This is a genomic window from Rhizobiaceae bacterium (assembly GCA_023953845.1).
Classification (GTDB): domain Bacteria; phylum Pseudomonadota; class Alphaproteobacteria; order Rhizobiales; family Rhizobiaceae; genus Arvimicrobium.
Window position 1 is genome coordinate 631,963 of record JAMLJC010000001.1, and the last position, 17,663, is coordinate 649,625.

At 64.4% G+C, this 17,663-nt stretch carries 14 protein-coding genes; 3 read left to right on the forward strand and 11 right to left on the reverse strand.

The window, feature by feature from the left end:
- The first annotated feature begins 107 nt into the window (after positions 1–107).
- Together M9955_03130 and M9955_03135 are read left to right on the forward strand one after the other, a co-directional pair.
- Positions 108–929 (forward strand): SDR family oxidoreductase, encoded by an 822-nt coding sequence (locus M9955_03130; protein ID MCO5080635.1) that lies wholly within the window; start codon positions 108–110, stop codon positions 927–929.
- A 21-nt stretch (positions 930–950) separates the two neighbouring features.
- Positions 951–2,441, forward strand: coding sequence for a GMC family oxidoreductase N-terminal domain-containing protein (locus M9955_03135; GenBank protein MCO5080636.1), 1,491 nt, complete (start codon positions 951–953; stop codon positions 2,439–2,441).
- A 24-nt stretch (positions 2,442–2,465) separates the two neighbouring features.
- Here M9955_03135 and M9955_03140 read toward each other — a convergent pair whose 3' ends face one another.
- From M9955_03140 to M9955_03185, 10 genes are all read right to left on the reverse strand, one after another.
- Entirely contained in the window at positions 2,466–4,274 is a 1,809-nt protein-coding gene (locus tag M9955_03140; GenBank protein ID MCO5080637.1) for a dihydroxy-acid dehydratase family protein, read from the reverse strand.
- Between the two features lie 60 nt (positions 4,275–4,334).
- On the reverse strand, positions 4,335–5,954 hold the full coding sequence (locus M9955_03145; protein ID MCO5080638.1) for a GMC family oxidoreductase N-terminal domain-containing protein: 1,620 nt from the start codon (positions 5,952–5,954) through the stop codon (positions 4,335–4,337).
- Between the two features lie 11 nt (positions 5,955–5,965).
- Positions 5,966–6,712 (reverse strand): SDR family oxidoreductase, encoded by a 747-nt coding sequence (locus M9955_03150; GenBank protein ID MCO5080639.1) that lies wholly within the window; start codon positions 6,710–6,712, stop codon positions 5,966–5,968.
- 12 nt (positions 6,713–6,724) lie between these two features.
- A complete protein-coding gene (locus tag M9955_03155) occupies positions 6,725–7,381 on the reverse strand; it encodes an RraA family protein (protein MCO5080640.1) in 657 nt (218 codons plus the stop codon).
- A 63-nt stretch (positions 7,382–7,444) separates the two neighbouring features.
- Positions 7,445–8,212 (reverse strand): SDR family oxidoreductase, encoded by a 768-nt coding sequence (locus M9955_03160; GenBank protein MCO5080641.1) that lies wholly within the window; start codon positions 8,210–8,212, stop codon positions 7,445–7,447.
- Between the two features lie 90 nt (positions 8,213–8,302).
- Positions 8,303–10,018, reverse strand: coding sequence for an NAD(P)/FAD-dependent oxidoreductase (locus M9955_03165; protein MCO5080642.1), 1,716 nt, complete (start codon positions 10,016–10,018; stop codon positions 8,303–8,305).
- Between the two features lie 13 nt (positions 10,019–10,031).
- Positions 10,032–11,090 (reverse strand): galactose mutarotase, encoded by a 1,059-nt coding sequence (locus tag M9955_03170; protein MCO5080643.1) that lies wholly within the window; start codon positions 11,088–11,090, stop codon positions 10,032–10,034.
- Positions 11,091–11,104: 14 nt separating this feature from the next.
- The gene (locus M9955_03175; GenBank protein MCO5080644.1) at positions 11,105–12,829 is read right to left on the reverse strand and encodes an ABC transporter permease subunit; all 1,725 of its coding nucleotides are present in this window, start codon (positions 12,827–12,829) and stop codon (positions 11,105–11,107) included.
- A complete protein-coding gene (locus M9955_03180) occupies positions 12,822–13,883 on the reverse strand; it encodes an ABC transporter ATP-binding protein (GenBank protein ID MCO5080645.1) in 1,062 nt (353 codons plus the stop codon). The genes M9955_03175 and M9955_03180 overlap by 8 nt, the downstream gene beginning before the upstream one ends.
- A 72-nt stretch (positions 13,884–13,955) precedes the next feature.
- Positions 13,956–15,062 carry an extracellular solute-binding protein gene (locus M9955_03185; GenBank protein MCO5080646.1) on the reverse strand — a complete coding sequence of 369 codons (1,107 nt, stop codon included), beginning with the start codon at positions 15,060–15,062 and terminating at the stop codon, positions 13,956–13,958.
- A gap of 365 nt (positions 15,063–15,427) precedes the next feature.
- On the opposite strand from M9955_03185, the gene M9955_03190 reads away from it, so the two are divergent.
- A complete protein-coding gene (locus M9955_03190; GenBank protein ID MCO5080647.1) occupies positions 15,428–16,471 on the forward strand; it encodes a LacI family transcriptional regulator in 1,044 nt (347 codons plus the stop codon).
- Positions 16,472–16,751: 280 nt separating this feature from the next.
- Here M9955_03190 and M9955_03195 read toward each other — a convergent pair whose 3' ends face one another.
- Positions 16,752–17,534, reverse strand: a complete 783-nt coding sequence (locus M9955_03195; GenBank protein MCO5080648.1) for an IclR family transcriptional regulator — start codon at positions 17,532–17,534, stop codon at positions 16,752–16,754.
- Between the last annotated feature and the right edge of the window lie 129 nt (positions 17,535–17,663).

Consider the following 17,663-nt stretch of genomic DNA (forward strand, 5'->3'; position numbering starts at 1 on the left):
GCCTGTTGCGATATCCGGAATATTCTGCATTGCTCACCGGATCGTCCGGAGACGTGCCGCGCCGATAACAGCGCGTGGCCAAGGGTCCTTTCTTGGAGAATCGAAACATGAAGCGGTTCGAGGGCAAGGTTGCGATCGTATCCGGCGGCGCAGACGGCATGGGCGCCGCCTGCGTGCGGCAACTCGCGGCAGAAGGCGCGGAAGTCTTCGCACTCGATGTCAAGATCGATGTAGCACAGGCGCTGGCGGGAGAGCTTTCGCAGACAGGTGCGCAGGTGACCGCGCTGGAAGCCGACGTTCTGGATGAGAACCGGTTTCGCGCCGCACTGCAGGCCGCGACCAATGCCGCAGGCCGCGTCGACGTGCTCGTCAACGTCGCAGGCGGTAGCGCGCCGGGACTGATTGCCGACATGGATCTCGGCATCTGGGACCGTCTCTACCAACTGAACGTGCGCAGCACCCTGATCGCCTGCCAGGAAGTCATTCCCGTGATGCGCCGGCAGGGCAAGGGCAGCATCGTCACCATGGCTTCCATCTCGGGTCTGCGCGGCGATCCGGGCTGGGCGGCATACAATTCCGCCAAGTCGGCCATCATCTCCCTCACCCAGTCGCTGGCATGGGAAGAAGGCCTGAACGGCATCCGCGTCAATGCCATCTGTCCCGGTCCCGTGGCTTCGCAGCGCATGCTCGCCACCCTGCCGCCCGAAGCCTTCGACCAGTATGACGAAGCCTGCGCCATCGGCCGCATGGGCCGGGCCGAGGAACTCGCGGAGGCGATCCTGTTCCTGGCCTCCGACCAAGCCTCTTTCGTCACCGGAGCCTCGCTGGTCGCCGATGGCGGACTGACGGCCAGCACCGGCCAGCCCACTGATTTCGACAATGTCCGCCGCGCGGAATTCGCCCGTCGACGCCGCCAGCGCAACGCCTGACCGATCCGGAAGAAGCCAACGATGGAGCGGCAGGAATTCGACTATGTGATCGTCGGCGGCGGCGGGTCCGGCGCGGTGCTGGCGCGAACGCTTGCCGAAAGGACCACCGCGACCGTGGCCCTGCTGGAAATCGGTCCCGACGACGCGGATCGCGACGAGGTGCTCGACTTCCGGCGCTATCGTGAAGTGCCTGCCGGCCCGCTCGGCACGCGCATACCGATCGTGCCGCCGCTGCGCGGAAACGGCCGCTTCGGCTACCCCATCAGCCGCGTGCTCGGCGGTTCGACCTCGCAGAACACATGCATCTGGTTTCGACCACCGGAGAGCGATTTCGATGACTGGGCGGCGGCAGGTGCGAAGGGCTGGGGACCGGACGCGATTACGCCTCATTTCAACGCGCTGGAATCGCGCATCCATGTGGAGACGGAAGCGGCCGATCTGGATTCTCACCGCGTCCTGTTCGACGCCGCGCATGAGGCCGGCTTCCAGCGGATCGATTTCAGCAGGCCTTTCGATGCTGGCATCGGCCAATACCGGATGAGTAAATCCGGTTCCTATCGCCAGTCGACGTCGGTCGTCTTCTTGCGCCCGGCCTCCGCCTTGCCAGAGAATCTGGCCGTCCTGACGGAAACCGCGGTCGAACGTCTCCTGTTCGACGATGGCGGCAAGATTTCCGGCGTCGCGACGAATCGTGGAGCGATCCATGCGCGACGTGAGGTCGTTCTTTGCGCCGGGGCGTTGGAGACGCCGAAACTGCTGATGCTGTCCGGCATAGGGCCTGCCGACGAACTCGCGGCGTTCGGCATTCCCGTCAGGCAGAATTTGCCCGCCGTGGGACGGCATCTGCTCGATCATCCGGCCGCCTGCGTGAACTTCGCGGCGACACGGGCGCTCGCCCGCGACGATGTCTGGAATTATGCCGGCGTTCTGTTCGAGCGCATCGAGAAGAGCGCGCCTTGGCCGGACATCGAGGTCCAGCTCGGGCCTGAGCTTTTCGAACAGCAGACGGGACCGGCCGGATACCCCTCCTCGGCATATGGCTTCACCGCCTATTTCACCGTCAACCGCGCGCGGAGCGAAGGCCGCGTGACCCTGGCGTCGCCCGATCCGCGCCATCATCTCAGCGTCGATCCCGCCTATTTCAGCGATCCGGACGGCTATGACATGCGCATCATGATCGGCGGTGTCCGTGCGGCGCGGCGGCTCTTCGCGACGGCAGCGATGAAGGGATGGATCGGCGCCGAACTCGCTCCCGGCGCCTCCTGCGCCAGCGATGCCGGGATCGAGGATTTTATCCGCGAAACCGCGACGACCGGCTATCATCCCGCCGGTACGTGCCGCATGGGCGATCCGGCGGACCCACGTTCCGTCGTCGATCCCGAACTCCGCGTCATCGGCGCGCCCGGCCTTCGCGTCGCCGACGCCTCCGTCATGCCGACGATGGTCAGCGTCAACATAGCGCCGACCTGCATGATGATCGGGCACCGGGCGGCGGCGCTGATCGCGAGGTAAGCGACGGCGCTTGTCGCGCGGCCGTCAATGATTATCGCGTGGCACGCCGCTTGTGTGGGCGACGTCGCGATACTTGATGGCCGGCTTGAGCACCATGCCCTCGTCGAACTGGTCGACCATGGAGCGCTGGATCTCCTGCCACGGCGTCTGGCTCTTCGGATACTGGTAGCCGCCGGCGGCCGCGAGCGCCTTGCGCCGCTCCTCCAGATCCGCCTCCGGGATCAGGATGTCGGCCGTGCCCTTCCTCAGATCGATGCGCACCCGGTCGCCGGACTTGAGCAGGGCCAGTCCGCCGCCGATGGCCGCCTCCGGCGCGGCGTTGAGGATCGACGGCGAGCCCGACGTGCCCGACTGCCGCCCGTCGCCGATGCAGGGCAAGGACAGCACGCCCTTCCTGATCAGATAGTCCGGCGGCTGCATGTTCACCACCTCCGCGCCACCCGGATAGCCGATCGGACCGGTGCCGCGCATGAACAGCACCGTGAACTCGTCGATGCCCAGCGACGGGTCGTCGATGCGCCTGTGATAGTCCTCCGGCCCGTCGAACACCATCGCCCTGCCCTCGAAGGCTTCCGGATCGTCCGGGTTGGACAGGTAGCGGTCGCGGAACTCAGGCGAGATCACGCTGGTCTTCATGATGGCGCTGTCGAACAGGTTGCCCTTGAGGTTGATGAAGCCGGCCGCCCGCTTCATCGGCTCGGCCACCGTCATGATCACACGGGTGTCGAGGTTCTCGACGCCCTTGCAGTTGTCGCCGATCGACTTGCCGTTGACCGTCAGCGCGTCCGGGTGCGGCAGCAGGTTGGCCTTCATCAGCTCCATCGCCACCGCCGGCACGCCGCCGGCATGATGGTAGTCCTCGCCCAGATACTCGCCGGCCGGCTGCAGGTTCACCAGCAGCGGGATCTCGTGGCCGACCTTCTGCCAGTCGTCATTGTCGAGCTGGACGCCGAGATGGCGCGCAATGGCGTTGAGATGGATCGGCGCATTGGTCGAGCCGCCAATGGCCGAGTTGATGACGATGGCGTTCTCGAAGGCCTTTCGCGTCATGATGTCGGAGGGCTTCAGATCCTCCCTGACCATGTCGACGATGCGCTTGCCCGTCGCATAGGCCATCTGGCCGCGCTCGCGATAGGGCGCGGGGATCGCCGCCGAGCCGGGAAGCTGCATGCCGAGCGCCTCGGCAAGGCTGTTCATCGTCGTCGCCGTGCCCATCGTGTTGCAATAGCCGACCGACGGCGCCGACGAGGCGACAAGCTCCATGAACTCGTTGTAGTCGATCTTGCCGGCGGCATGCAGCTCCCGCGCCTTCCAGGCGATGGTGCCGGAGCCCGTCCGCTCGCCCCGGTGCCAGCCGTTCAGCATCGGCCCGACCGAGAAGGCGATGGCCGGCAGGTTGACCGTGGCCGCCGCCATCAACAGCGCCGGCGTGGTCTTGTCGCAGCCGATGGTCAGCACCACCCCGTCCAGCGGATAGCCGTAGAGCAGCTCCACCAGTCCCAGATAGGCCAGGTTGCGGTCGAGCGTCGCCGTCGGCCGCTTGCCCGTCTCCTGGATCGGATGGACCGGGAACTCCATCGGGATGCCGCCCGCCGCCTCGATGCCGGAGCGGATGCGTTTGGCCAGCTCGATGTGGTGCCGGTTGCAGGGCGACAGGTCCGACCCCGTCTGCGCAATGCCGACGATCGGCTTGCCAGACTGCAACTCCTCACGCGTCAGGCCGAAGTTCAGATAACGCTCAAGATAAAGCGCCGTCATCCCCGGATTGTCAGGATTGTCAAACCACTCCTGAGACCGGTATTTTTTTGGGGGTCTGCTGCCTGCGTCGCTCATATTCGTCTGCCTTGATGGTGGATCTCTAAGCCGGGGTGATCGACGCTTGCTCGATGCGCATCAAGCGTGCGCCCCGGCTTCCTTCAGTATCAGTTCGGAAGCCTTCTCGCCGATCATCATGCACGGTGCGTTGAGGTTGCCGGAGGTCACGTTGGGCATGATCGAGGCGTCGGCGACGCGCAGATTGCGCACGCCGTTGACCTTCAGTTCGGGCGTGACGACGGCCGCATCGTCGGCACCCATGCGGCATGTGCCGCTCGGATGGTAGATGGTCGTGGCGGTCGCCCGAAGATACGATTTCATCTCATCGTCGGCGATGTCCTTCCACGACGGCTCGATCGGCCGTTTCACGACATCCGCGAGCGGATGCGTACCGACGATGGCGCGTGCGGCGCGGACGCCGCGCGACAGCCGCTCGAGATCGTCCTCATTGCCGAACAGCCTGTGACGGATAGCGGGCGGCTGCGCCGGATCGCCATTCTTCAACGCGATCTCGCCGCGACTCCTCGGACGGCACAGGCTGGCGATCATGGTGAAGGAGCTTTCCCTGAGGATGAGCTCGCCCTCGCCCGCCACGAGATAGCCCGCCGGCGTGACGTGGATCTGGATATCGGGAAGCGCTTCCGAGGCGCGCGATTTGATGAAGCCGACGACATGCGCGTCCGGCGTGGTGCCCACACCCTTGCCGCGGAACAGCCAGTTGGCGCCGTGCACCATCTGCTTCCAGAGTTGCATCTCGTCGTTGAAGGTCGGAATGGACACCTCCCACGTCATGCCGAGACCCGGATGATCCTGAAGGTTCTGTCCGACCTGGTCCCGGTCGGCGACCATGGCGACGCCATGTGCCTTGAGCTTCGCCGCCTCGCCGATGCCCGACAGCATCAGAAGCTGCGGCGAGGCGATCGCGCCGCATGACAGGATGATTTCGCGTGCGGCCTTGACGCGGGATACCGTGCCGCCGCGCATGATCTCCACACCCGTGGCGGAGGTGCCGTCGAACAGCACGCGCCGGACCGTCGTCCTGGTCATGACATGGAGGTTCGGCCGCTTGCGGACCGGATCGATGAAGGCGCACGCGGAACTGCACCGCCAGCCTTTCCGTTGGGTCGCCTGCACGAAGCCGAACCCCTCGACGCCGAGGCCGTTGACGTCGTCGACATGGGGATAGCCGCGCTCGCCGGCGGCAGCGATGAAGCGTCGGGCAAGGGGATGCGGGTCGGGAATGTCCGACACGGAAAGCGGGCCGCCGGCGCCATGCAGGGCGGAAGCGCCGCGCTGGTTGTCCTCCTGCCGCCTGAACAGCGGCAGAACGTCGGCCCATCCCCAGCCACGATTGCCAAGCGCTTCCCAGGCGTCGAAATCCTGCGGAAAGCCGCGGACATAGAGCATGCCGTTTATGGAGCTGGTGCCGCCCATCACCTTGCCGCGCGGCCAGATGTTGGTGCGGCCGTTCAGCGACGGATCGGCTTCGACCGGGTACATCCAGTCGAAGCGGGGATTGCCGATGCCCTTCACATAGGTCGCGGCGGGCATCTGGATGAACACCGATTTGTCGGAGCCGCCCGCCTCGATCAGCAGTACCTTCACCCCGGGATCGGCGGACAGCCGGTTTGCGATGACGCAGCCGGCCGAGCCGGCGCCGACCACGATGTAATCCCATGCGACATCGATCGGATTCACGGGAGTCGTCCTCAGACCATCGTTGTGCCGCCGTCGAGCCGCAACGTCGCGCCCGTGGCGTATCCCGCATCGGCGGCAAGGAAGAGGATCGCTCTCGCGACCTCCTCGGGCCGGGCGAAGCGCTTGAGCGGCACGCGGCCGATAGCCTCGTCGATCACCTCCTGCGTCCCGCCGAAAAGCTCGATCTCGGCGCGCAGCATCGGCGTGTCGATCGGACCGGGGCTGACAGAGTTGACGCGCACCTCGGGCGCCATTTCCGCAGCCAGCGCCATGGTCAGCCCCAGGACGCCGGCCTTCGCCGAACAATAGGCGACATATTGCGCCATGCCGATATGCGCGAGTTCGGACGAGACGTTGACGATGGAGCCGCCGCCGTTCTCCCGCATGTGGAGCGCGGCTGCCTGCGCCACGACGAAGTTTCCGACGAGATTGATGTCGAGCTGACGCCGGAAGGATTCGACCGACACGTCCTTCAGCGGACAGGGTTCGATCGACCCGGCGGTATAGACGAGGATATCGAGGCCGCCCATGGCCTCGATCGCCTCCCGCACGATACGCGCGCAATCGTCGGTGTCGGCGACGTCGCCGACCACGACATGGGCTCCGGCGCCAAGCTCGGACGCCAGGGCGCGCAGCTTGTCGGCGGACCGCGCCGCGATGGCGACGTCGGCCCCCTGCCCGGCGAAAAGCCGGGCCGTCTCCAGTCCGACGCCGGACGATGCGCCGACGACCAGCGTTCTCTTGCCCCGGAGCCTCATCGCCGCCCTCCCTCAGAGCACGCCGTACTTCTCGTAGACCTCGCGCAGCAGACGGCCCTGGCGCAGTTCGTCGCGGCTGTGGTTCTCGCTCGTGATCTTTTCCTGGGCGCGGGCGATGACACGATCGGCATAATCCCCGGGGATCACGACGACGCCGTCGATGTCGCCGAACACGATGTCGCCCGAGGAAACCTTCACGCCGCCGCACATCACCGTCGTGTCCATCTCCACCATCTTCGCGCGGCCGCGCGTGTCGAGCGGCCCGATACCGCCGTGGAACACCGGGAACTTCAGCGATCTGATGTGCCTGACGTCGCGGATGAGGCCGTCGGTGACGCAGCCGGCGCTGCCGCGCGCGATGGACGCGGTGGTCAGCAGTTCGCCCCATGGGGCGATATGGTTGGTCGGGCCGCCGCAGGCAAGCACGGACACTTCGCCCGGCTTCAGATCGTCGAGCAGGGCCATTTCGATCTCGTAGGGATTCTCGCCCTCAGCCGGATCGCCTGCTTCGACGAACTTGCCGGTGCGAGCCCGGCCCATGAAGACCAGTTCGTCGTCCACCGGACGCAGGAACGGCCGCATCGCCTGATTCTTCAGGCCGAAACTGTCGAGCGTATCGGAGATGACCGCGGAATAGAGAATTCCGGTAAGTTTTTTGAAATCGTGCATGTCGTCCTCACAAGTGTCTTGGGTTGCGGGACGGAGCCTTGCGCCGGCGATCCGTCCGAATTGTCATATCCAGCCGGCGTCGACTATGAAGGTCTGCTTCGAGCACATGCGGCTGTCGTCCGCCGCCAGGAACAGCGCCATCCGCGCTATGTCCGGCGAATGCAGGCGCGCCTTGAGCGCCTGACGGTCGGCGATCTGCTGTTCGCCCTTCTCGTCCAGCCAGAGCGAGACCTGGCGCTCGGTCATCACCCAGCCCGGCGCGATGGCGTTCACGCGGATATTCTCGCCGCCGAGTTCGGTCGCGAGCGCCCGCGTCAGTCCGACCACCGCCGATTTGGAGGTGACGTAGACGACGCAGTCGCCATCGGCCACCATCCAGGTGATGGAGGAGAAATTGATGATCGAGCCGCCGCCGGCCTCACGCATCTGCTTGCGCACGGCCTTGGCCGCGAAGAGCTGGTGCTTCAGGTTCACGGCGACGCGGTCGTCGAAATATTCCGACGTCACCTGGTCCAGCGTATGCCGGTCGTCATTGCCGGCATTGTTGACCAGTGCCGTGATCGGTCCGATCTCCTTGCCGATGCGGTCGATCACCGCGCCGAGTTGTTCGACGTCGCGCAGGTCGCAGACCTCGAAATGCGGCCTGTGGCCGCCTTTTGCGGCAAGCTCGTCGGCGAGTTCGCGCCCGGCCTTCTCGGCGATGTCGATGAATGCCACGCGGCTGCCCTGATCGTGGAAATGCTCCACGATGCTGCGTCCTATTCCCGACGCGCCGCCGGTGACGAACACCACCTTGTCCCGCAGGCTCGGATAGCGGGCCGTGTCTTTCATGATTCCGCGTTCCACGAAATGCCTCCTTTATTCAGGGCGTACGAAGCCCGGCCGGTCGGGGATCGGCCTGCCGGGTCCGTTGTTGATGTTTCAGCGTTTAGTCTTGGACAGATGCTTGGTCAGCGAGCGGAAGCCGCGCGATTTCGCGATCTGGAATCCCACCTTCTGACCGATACCGGTCTCCATGATGCTGTCGATGAACGTCTTGCCGCCGGCGCGCGTCCGCACCTGCCGCACATTGATCTCGCCGCGCAGATCCGCGAGGATGCGCATGGCCGCATTGTGGCCGGGAGCCCCGGTGACGCCGCCGCCCGGATGCGTGCCCGCGCCGCAGAGATAATAGTTGGCGACCGGCGTGCGATAATGCCCCGCAGCCCAGAGCGGGCGCGCGTCGAGCAACTGCTGCAGGCCGACCATCGACGCCTGGAAAATGTTGCCGCCGGTCAGGTTGTAGGTGTGTTCCAGATCGCGGGGCGTGACGACGTTGCGGCCGACGATATGGCCGCGTAGGTTCGGCGCGTAGCGGAAGAGCATCTCGCAGACGCTGTCCAGCCAGCTCTCGCGATGGTCGTCCCATGTGCCGTCGGCGAGATCGTAGGGCAGTTGCTGCACGCCGAGAGCCAGCGTGTGGTAGCCCGGCTGGCAGACCGACGGATCGGTGACGGAGTGAATCAGCGCCTCGATGACGTAGTCGTCGGCGAATACGCCCCGGCGCTGCGCTTCCCATGCCTGCTCGAAGAGCTCGACGCTGCCGCCGAGGATCGCGTGCCCCATATGCTCCGGCCCCGGCTTGCTGCTGCCGAAGCCGACATATTGGGGCAGTTCGTCGATCAGCAGATGAATGCGCGCCATCGAGCCCTTCTGGTCGATGTTCTCCGCTGCCTTGCGCACGCGGTCGGGCAGATGCTTGCGATCCAGCAGTCCGGTGAGCGAGCGCTTCGGATCGGCGTTCGACACCACAAGGCTCGCCTCGATTTCCTCGCCGGATTTCAGCACCACGCCGACCGCCTCGCCGCCCTTGACGAGCACGCTCTCGACGGGCGCATCGGTGCGGATCACCGCGCCGTGCGCCGCGGCGCTTGCCGCCAGCGCGCGGGTGATCGCGCCCATGCCGCCGACCGGCAGCGCCCAGCGGCCGAGTATCTCCTCGAACTCGCCCTGCGCGTGGTAGCCGTAGACGTAGGATGTCCCGGGCGTCGACGGTCCGCCCCAGGTCGAGACCATGCCGAGGAAGTTCATATAGCCGCGCATGCGTTCGGACTTGATGTACTTCTCCGTCAGTTCGCGCGCCGACGAGAAGACGAAGTCCTGCAGCAGCTCGTGCTCGCCTTCGTCCTCGAACATCTTGATGAATTCGGAGCGCGACATCGGCTCCGACAGGAGCACGTCGCGGGTGACGTCGCCGAAGCGCTTCATCCGGGACGCGAAGCGCAGGAAGTTCTCGCCGTCGCCCCTGCTGTGCTTCTCGATCGACGCCAGCGTCCGGTCGAGTTCCTTGTGGATGAAGAAATGGTCGCCGTCGTCCCAGAGCGCGAAGCCCTGCACGTCCGGCGCCTTGGACACCAGCCCGTATTTTCCGAGTTCGAGGTCGCTGATGATCTCAGGACGCAGCATGCCCTGCACGAAGGAGCAGGACGACCATGTGGAGTTCGGAATCAGTTCCTCGCTGACGCATGCGCCGCCGACCACATGGCGCGCCTCAAGCACCGCGACGGACAGACCGGCGCGGGCGAGATAGTTGGCGCAGACAAGGCCGTTATGCCCGGCTCCGATGATGACCACGTCGTATTTGTTCGCGTTTGCCATGGCGGCGCGCTCCTCAGCGGGCGAAGAACCGGTATTCCATCACGTGCTCGTAGACCTGGCCGGGATCGAGCCTGGTCGACGGGAAGTGCGCAAAGTTCGGCGAGCCGGGATATTTCTGGGTCTCGAAGGTGAGCCCGGCATAGGCGCAGTAGGGCCTGTCGCCCTTGCCGATCACCTTGGGCGTGATGTAGCCGCCGGTGTAGATCTGCACGCCGGGCTCGGTGGAGCGCAGCGACAGCCCGCGTCCGGATTTGGGGTCGAACAGGGTCGCGACCGGCCGCAGGCCGTTCTCGACATCGCGCAGCACCCAGTTGTGATCGTAGCCGCCCCCGCTCAGGCTGGCGACACCGGCATTCGGCACCGCCTCCAGATCCTGGCCGATCGTCTTCGCCTTGCGGAAATCGAATGGCGTGCCGGCGACCGTGACGATCTCGCCCGTCGCCAGCAGTTCCTCGGCGACCGGCGTGTAGAAGTCGGATTCGACCGTCAGCAACTGCTCGTGCAGGCTGCCGGAGGCGTGGCCGGCGGCGTTCCAGTAGGCATGGTTCACCATGTTCAGGATGGTCGGCTTGTCGGTCGTCCCGGTCATGGTGATGACCAGCCGGTCGTCCTCCGTGAGCACGTAACGGCTCTTGGCGACGACTTCGCCCGGATAGCCCTGGTCGCCGTCGGGCGAGACATGGGTGAAGGTGACGGCATTCGCGGCCTCGTCCGGGAAGGCGGACCAGATATACTTGTCCATTCCCTTCTTGCCGCCATGCAGGTGGTTGGGACCTTCATTGGCGCTCAGCGAATAGGTGTTTCCGTCGAGCCTGATCTCGCCTTTCCTGATGCGATTGCCGTAACGGCCGCAGGTGGCGCCGAAATAATGGTCGGTGGCGATGTAGCTCGCCATGTTGTCGAACCCCAGAACGACGTCCTCGACAGCGCCGCTCCTGTCCGGCACGTTCATGCCGACCAGACGCGCGCCGAAGGTGATCAGGTCGGCCGACAGGCCGTTGCCGTTGGTGAGCGTGTAGGCGTCGACCTGCCGCCCTTCCAGTTCGCCGAATTTCCTGCTGCGAATGCCCATGGTGTTCCAACCTGTCAGTTCGAGTTCTGTTTCGACGGCGCCGGATTGATCAGCGCCTGCGCAATGACGACGAGGATGAGGGAGAACACGCCGATGCAGGTGAAGATCGCATTCACCGAGGGCGTGAAGCCGAACCGCGTCTGGTTCCAGACGTAGACGGGCAGCGTCGGTTCGTTGCCCGTCAGGAAGAGGCTGACAACCACCTCGTCGATCGACAGGGTGAAGCCAAGCACCGCGCCGCCGATGATTGCGCTCTGGATCATCGGAAGCTGGATGTTGCGGAATGTCCGCCAGGCATCGGCGCCCAGATCCCGCGACGCCAGCGCGAAGCTCGGATCGATGCGGCGAAGCCGTGAAACCACGATGAACATCACCACCGGCATGACGAAGACCACGTGCCCGAGCACGAGACGGCCCATGCCCGCGGGAATACCGACGACCGACGCCGCCATGACCATGGTGATGCCGAGCACGACGCCGGGGACGGCAAGCGGCAGGGCGATGAAATTCTCGATGATTGTCGAGATGCGGCCCGGCCAGCCGGCGAAAACGAAGGCGAAGGCCGTGCCGATGACCGCGCCGAGCGCCGTGCTGATGAAGGCGAGTTGGATGCTTTTCCAGAGTGCGCCGAGCAGCGGCCCGTTCGACGGCAGGTCGAGATACCATTTCAGGGTGAAGCCCTTGAGCGGCAGCGACTGCACGGTGGAATCGTTGAACGAGAAGAGCGTCACCACCGCCAACGGGGCATACAGATACACATAGGGCAGCAGGAACAGGATGCGCCCGGCGACGCGCTTTGCCTTGGCCCCCGGCGTCAGGCTGGACCATGGCGCCGGCACCGGGGCGACGCCAGCATCGACCTCGGTCAGCACGCCGCGCGACCGCATCACCGCAAACAGCACGCCGAGGCATAGGGCGACGAGAATGAGGATATAGATCGCCTGCGCCGCGCCGAGCGACCAGTTGCCCGCCATGCCGAATTGCGAGGCGATCACCATGCCGAGCATCGTACCGTTGAGGCCGCCGACCATGGACGGGGTGACGTAGTCGCCCACGGCCATCAGGAAGGCCAGCGCAACGCCGATGGCGGTGCCTTGCCGCGTCAACGGCCAGATGACGGTCGTGAAGGTGCGCAGCGCCGACGCTCCGTTGTCACGCGCCGCCTCCACAAGGCTGAAGGGCACGCGCTCGATCGCCGTGTAGGCGGCGACGAAGACGTAGGGGATGGCGACCGACGTCAGCGTCAGCACCACCGAGAACGAGGTATAGAGAAACAGCGAACTCGGCTTGCTGATCAGGCCGATCTGCATGAGGGCGGTGTTAAGCAGGCCCTTCTCGCCGAGGATGACTCGCCAGGCGAAGATACGCATCAGAAGGCTGATCCAGAGCGGTATCACGATCAGAAGCGCGGCCGTCGTCTTGCTCCGCGCCAAGTTGCGGCTGACGTAGAAGGCGAGCGGATAGGCGATCAGCGTCGCGAGCGCGGCGGAAATGGCGGCAACCACGATGGTCTTGAGCGCCAGAAGCTGGACCGTGGCCGAACCGAAGACCGAGGCATAATTGCCGAAATTGAGTTCGTAGACCACCACGCCGCCGGACGACCGCGTGAAGCTTGTAGCGAGCAGCAGAAGATTGGGCAGGATCACCAGCGCGAGCAGCCATGCATAGACCGGCACGCGATCAAAGCTGGGCCGCCTGCGGGCCGGCGCGCCCGGCGTCGAAATCGCGACGTCAGTCATGGAGCACCACCCCGTCGGCCGGATCGAAGCAGCAATGGACGGCATCGCCGGAAGCCAGACCGCGTTCGCGCCGCGCGGGAACCAGCGCGATGATTTCAGTACCGTGGCAGTCGACGGACACTTCGAGGCCGGTGCCCATGAAGAGGACGTGCCGGACCGTCGCCGGCACGCAGACACCGCTTGCCGGCTTGTCGCTGCCGAGCGTCACGCTTTCGCAGCGCAGCACGAGCTTGGCGCGGCCGGCGCGGGTCGCCCGCGCGACCTCGAAGCGCTGGCCGGCGAATTCGGTTTCGTAAGTCGTTCCGTTCCGTTCGACGTCGATCTCGATGAGGTTCGATTTGCCGACGAAGCGCGCCACGAATTCGTTGCGCGGTGCGTAGTAGAGATCTTCGGGCCTGCCGATCTGCTCGATACGGCCGCCGCTCATGATGGCGACACGGTCGGACATCGACAGGGCCTCGCCCTGGTCGTGCGTCACATAGACGAAGGTGACGCCGAGATGGTCCTGCAACGATGTCAGCATGTGCTGCATCTGCTGGCGCAAACGCAGGTCTAGCGCGCCGAGCGGCTCGTCAAGCAGCAGCACCTTTGGTCGCCCCACGAGTGCGCGGGCAAGCGCGATACGCTGTCGCTGCCCGCCCGAAAGCTGATGCGGCAGACGACGCTCGAAGCCTGACATCTCCACCATCGTCAACGCTTCGCCGACCCGCCGCGCGATGTCCGGCTTGGTGACGCCCTTCATCTGCAACGGGTAGCCGATATTCTCGGCAACCGTCAGATGCGGGAACAGCGCGTAGTTCTGGAACACCGTGTTCACGTCCCGCTTGTCCGGAGGCAGGTCGTTCACCACGGCACCGCCGAGCCTGATCGTGCCGGAGTCAGGCTTCTCGAAGCCGGCGATCAGGCGCAGCGTCGTCGTCTTGCCCGAGCCGCTCGGTCCGAGGATGGAGAAGAACTCCCCTTCCCCGATGCCGAGATCCGTCGGCTGAAGAGCCGGCTGGCTGGCACCGGGATAGGTGCGGGAGACACCCGTCAGTTCCACGATGTTGCGCATGGCGGGTGTGGCCTCCCGACCACGCCCAGGCGTTTCTGAGCTGACGGCGGTCATGGCTGGTGCCTCGTGGAATCAGAGGGTGCCGGCCTTGAAGGCGTTCCAGATCTCGAGACGGCGATCGACGTTCTCGGGATGCTTGAAGAACGACATGCGTTCCCAGAACTTCGGGTCCTGAAGGGCCGGGATGTTGGTCTTGTTAAGACTGTCCTCCGGTAGGCCGGCCGCCGTCGCGGCCGCCGCATCGAGAATGCCGTTGTTGGAGGATTTCTGGATGAACCGCGCCTGCCATTGTGGCGTCATTGTCTCGTTGATGAAATCGTAGACCACCTGCCGCTTCGCGCCGGACTCGCTCAACGCATAGCAATCGATCCAGGTCGGCGTGCCTTCGTCGGGGAACGAGAAGTCGAACGGCTTGCCCTGATCCTTGAGGGCGAACACCGACGAGATGTTCTGGCAATAGCCGACATCGGCATCGCCCGAGGCGAAGATGGTCGTCGCATCGTCAAAGCCGCGGGCCAGCGTACGCAGTTGCGGCCGCAGATCGCGGAACGCCTGCATGCACTTCTCGAACTCCTCCTCGGTGAGGTTGTAGGGGTCCTTGGCGCCGATAGCGAGCGCCACCATCGGGAATACGATATAGGCATCGTCCGGCATCACCACCTTGCCGGCATGGTTCGGGTCCCAGAAGATCTTCCAGCTCATAGGCGCCGGCTTGACCGTCTCGGTATTGTACATCAGCGGCTGGGTGCCCCAGTTGTAGGGCACGGCCCGGGGCTGGCCGTCGAAGGTGGTCTCCTTCTGCCAGTCGAGGCCGCTGGCGATGTTCGACGCGTTCGGCACCTTCGACACGTCGAACGGCGCCATCAGCTTGGCCTCGATGAAGCGCTGCATCGAGCCGATGTCGAGCACGAACGCATCCACCTCGGCCGCGCCGGAGCGAAGCTTGGCATAGGTTTCGTCGTTGGAGCCGATGCGGATGGCATTGACCTTCACACCCGATTTCGCGGTCCATTCGGCCAGCCAGTCGTCGTCATGATAGGTTTCCCACGTCATGATGGTGATTTCTTCCGACTGCGCGAAGGCGCGCGGCGCGGTGCCGCCGAGGGCAGCCGCCCCGGCGGTCGCCGCCGCGACCTTCAGCAGCGAGCGCCGGGTGATGATGTTCTCCATGTTCGTCATGTGTCATTCCCCTTTGTCTTGAACGGTTGGCGCCCCGCGCCCTGCCACAAATTCTGAGCTGTCCCACGCCTTCGGCACCTGACGCCGAGCCACGGCAAACGGCATTGCATGCGATGCGTTCTTATTTTTCTTTAACGATTAAGTTACTCGCAGCCGAACTCCTGTCAAGAGGGATTCTCCGGGCATGCGAAATACCCTTCATTCAGGCCGATATGATCGATGCAACCCACGCAAGGTTTGCTAATCGGGAACTTTATCGTATAAGCTTCAGGTAATGAAATGGCGCGTCCCAGCGCCTTGTATGGTGCCGGATTTGATCTTACGACCCATGTCGGGCGTATGCAGAGGCTTGGACAAGAAACACCATGAGAGCACCGCGCACGAAACTGGATCTGCGACGCCCCTCTCTCCAGGACGTCGCCAGGATGGCCGGCGTGTCGGCAGCCGCGGTTTCCTATGTGGTCAACGGCCGCACGACCGAGGTGAGCGCCGAAACGAGCGCGCGGATCAAGGACGCCATCGCGAAACTCAAATACCAGCCGCAGAGACGCGGGCTCAGCCTCAAGCTCAGCCGTGAATTCGCAGTGGGTTTCGTCATCATGGATTCGACACCGAGTTTCCTCGCGGACCCCTTCACCACGCAGATCGCCACTGGCCTTTGCAATGCTTTCGTGGAGCCCGGATACGGGCTGATGCTGACCGGCTGCCGCACGCTGGATGATCTTCGTGCCCTGCTCAGGCGGCCGGTCGGCGTCGACGCCTTCGTGGTGATGACATCGGGACCACCGGCAATGCGCAGCGAAGCCTACGGGATTCTTGCCGAATCCAATCTGCCGCTGATCATCACCCAGGAGAACGCGCCGAGCGAAATCGACGACGCGTGCGCCATCATGCAGGACGACTTCGGCGGCGCGCAGATGCTGACGAAACATCTGACGGACCGCAACGCGAAACGCCTGCTTTGGGTGGCGCCGACGCGCGCCTGGCCCGCTATCGAACGCCGCGAGGCCGGCATAGCGGCCGCTCTGCCTGAAGGCGTGACGCTCGAACGCGTGGAGTGCGACGAGGAGAACTTTGCCGAGACGGTGGCCGTCATCGACCGCGCGCTGGATCGCCATCCGTTTCCCGATGCGATCCTCGGCGCCAATGACCAGATCGCTATCGCTGCGCTCAAGGTGCTCGGCCATCGCGGCATCGACGTGCCGGGCGGCGTGCAGGTGACGGGTTACAACGACTTCGTATTCCGCAACTATTCGACGCCCCTTCTGACGACGATCACCTCCTGCGCCTATCAGATCGGACAACGGGCCGCTCAGACGATGCTCGCCAGACTCGAGGACGGCCAGTTCTCGGAACGGAAGATCGAGCTTTCGGTGAAGCTGAACGTGGGCGGGACGACCCTCCCCTGACATTCGCCGCCAATCCTCACGGATTGTTTTCGACATAGCAGGGCGTCGGCATATCGGCGCCACGCCTCCCATTGCGCGGACCATAAGATCCGTCGTGATGCGATGTGACTTGCCGATTTGCGAACCCATCTTCGCGTCCAGCATGAGTTATACTATGTATAATTCTTTCATTACAATATCGTACATAGTGAAAAAGTCAATAGCTATTGCCTGCGGCACGCTTCAGAAAGGCGTGCGCAGCATGTCAGGCAGAACAGGATCTGATGGTCGCGTCGATGTATCAGCCGCGCGCGAGTGTCTGGCTGATGGCCTTCGTATGGCGGGCGAGTTCAAGCCGGATTTCTTCGATCCGCTGGGGTGTCATACGCTGGAGGACGCCCGCGACACTGATCGCGGCCACGATTTCGTTGAAGGGGCCGAAAATAGGCATGCCGATACATGCAGCGCCGAGCTCATTCTCCTGGACTTCCGTCGCGAATCCCTTCGCGCGGATGTCGGCAAGCTGGGCTTCGAGCAATTCCGGGTCGCATATCGTGAATTCCGTCACCCGCTCCAGGCCGACATGCTCGTAGTGCCAGCGGCGGCGTTCCTCGGGAAAGAACGCGAACAACGCCTTCCCGCACGCGCTGGAATGGTAGCTGGATTTCGCTCCGGCATAGGCGGTCGCCCTCACGCCATGCCCGCTTTCCAGCGATTCCACGAGAATCGCCTCGTGCAGATAGGGAAGCGCAAGATTCACCGTCTCGCGCGTCATCCGGCAAAGATCGAGCATGGCCGGCATGCTGGCCTCCAGCACCGGCAGGCGGCTGCTGACATGCCTGCCGAGTTCCAGGCAGCGCAGCCCGACAACATATCCTTTCGGCGATCTTGTGCGGGCCAGGAAACCGAGCGCGACAAGGCTTTCGGCGAGATTGAAAACTGTCGTCTTGTTCAGCCCTACCGCATCGGCAACCATGGAAAGCGGCGCTGGTCCGTCGTGCTGCATCACCGCCGTGAGAATGGCGTCGGCACGCGCCAGAGATTGAATGCGCGGCCCGCCGCTTTCGCCGTCATCAGCCGACATCAATCCATCCTTTTGCAGCCGTTACATTGCCGCACAATGTACGATTCTAGAAACCAAACATCGTACATTATAGAAAGAAATTGCCTGACGGCAAACTGTCGCCGCAGTTACGGCGGGGCGAACTGGCCA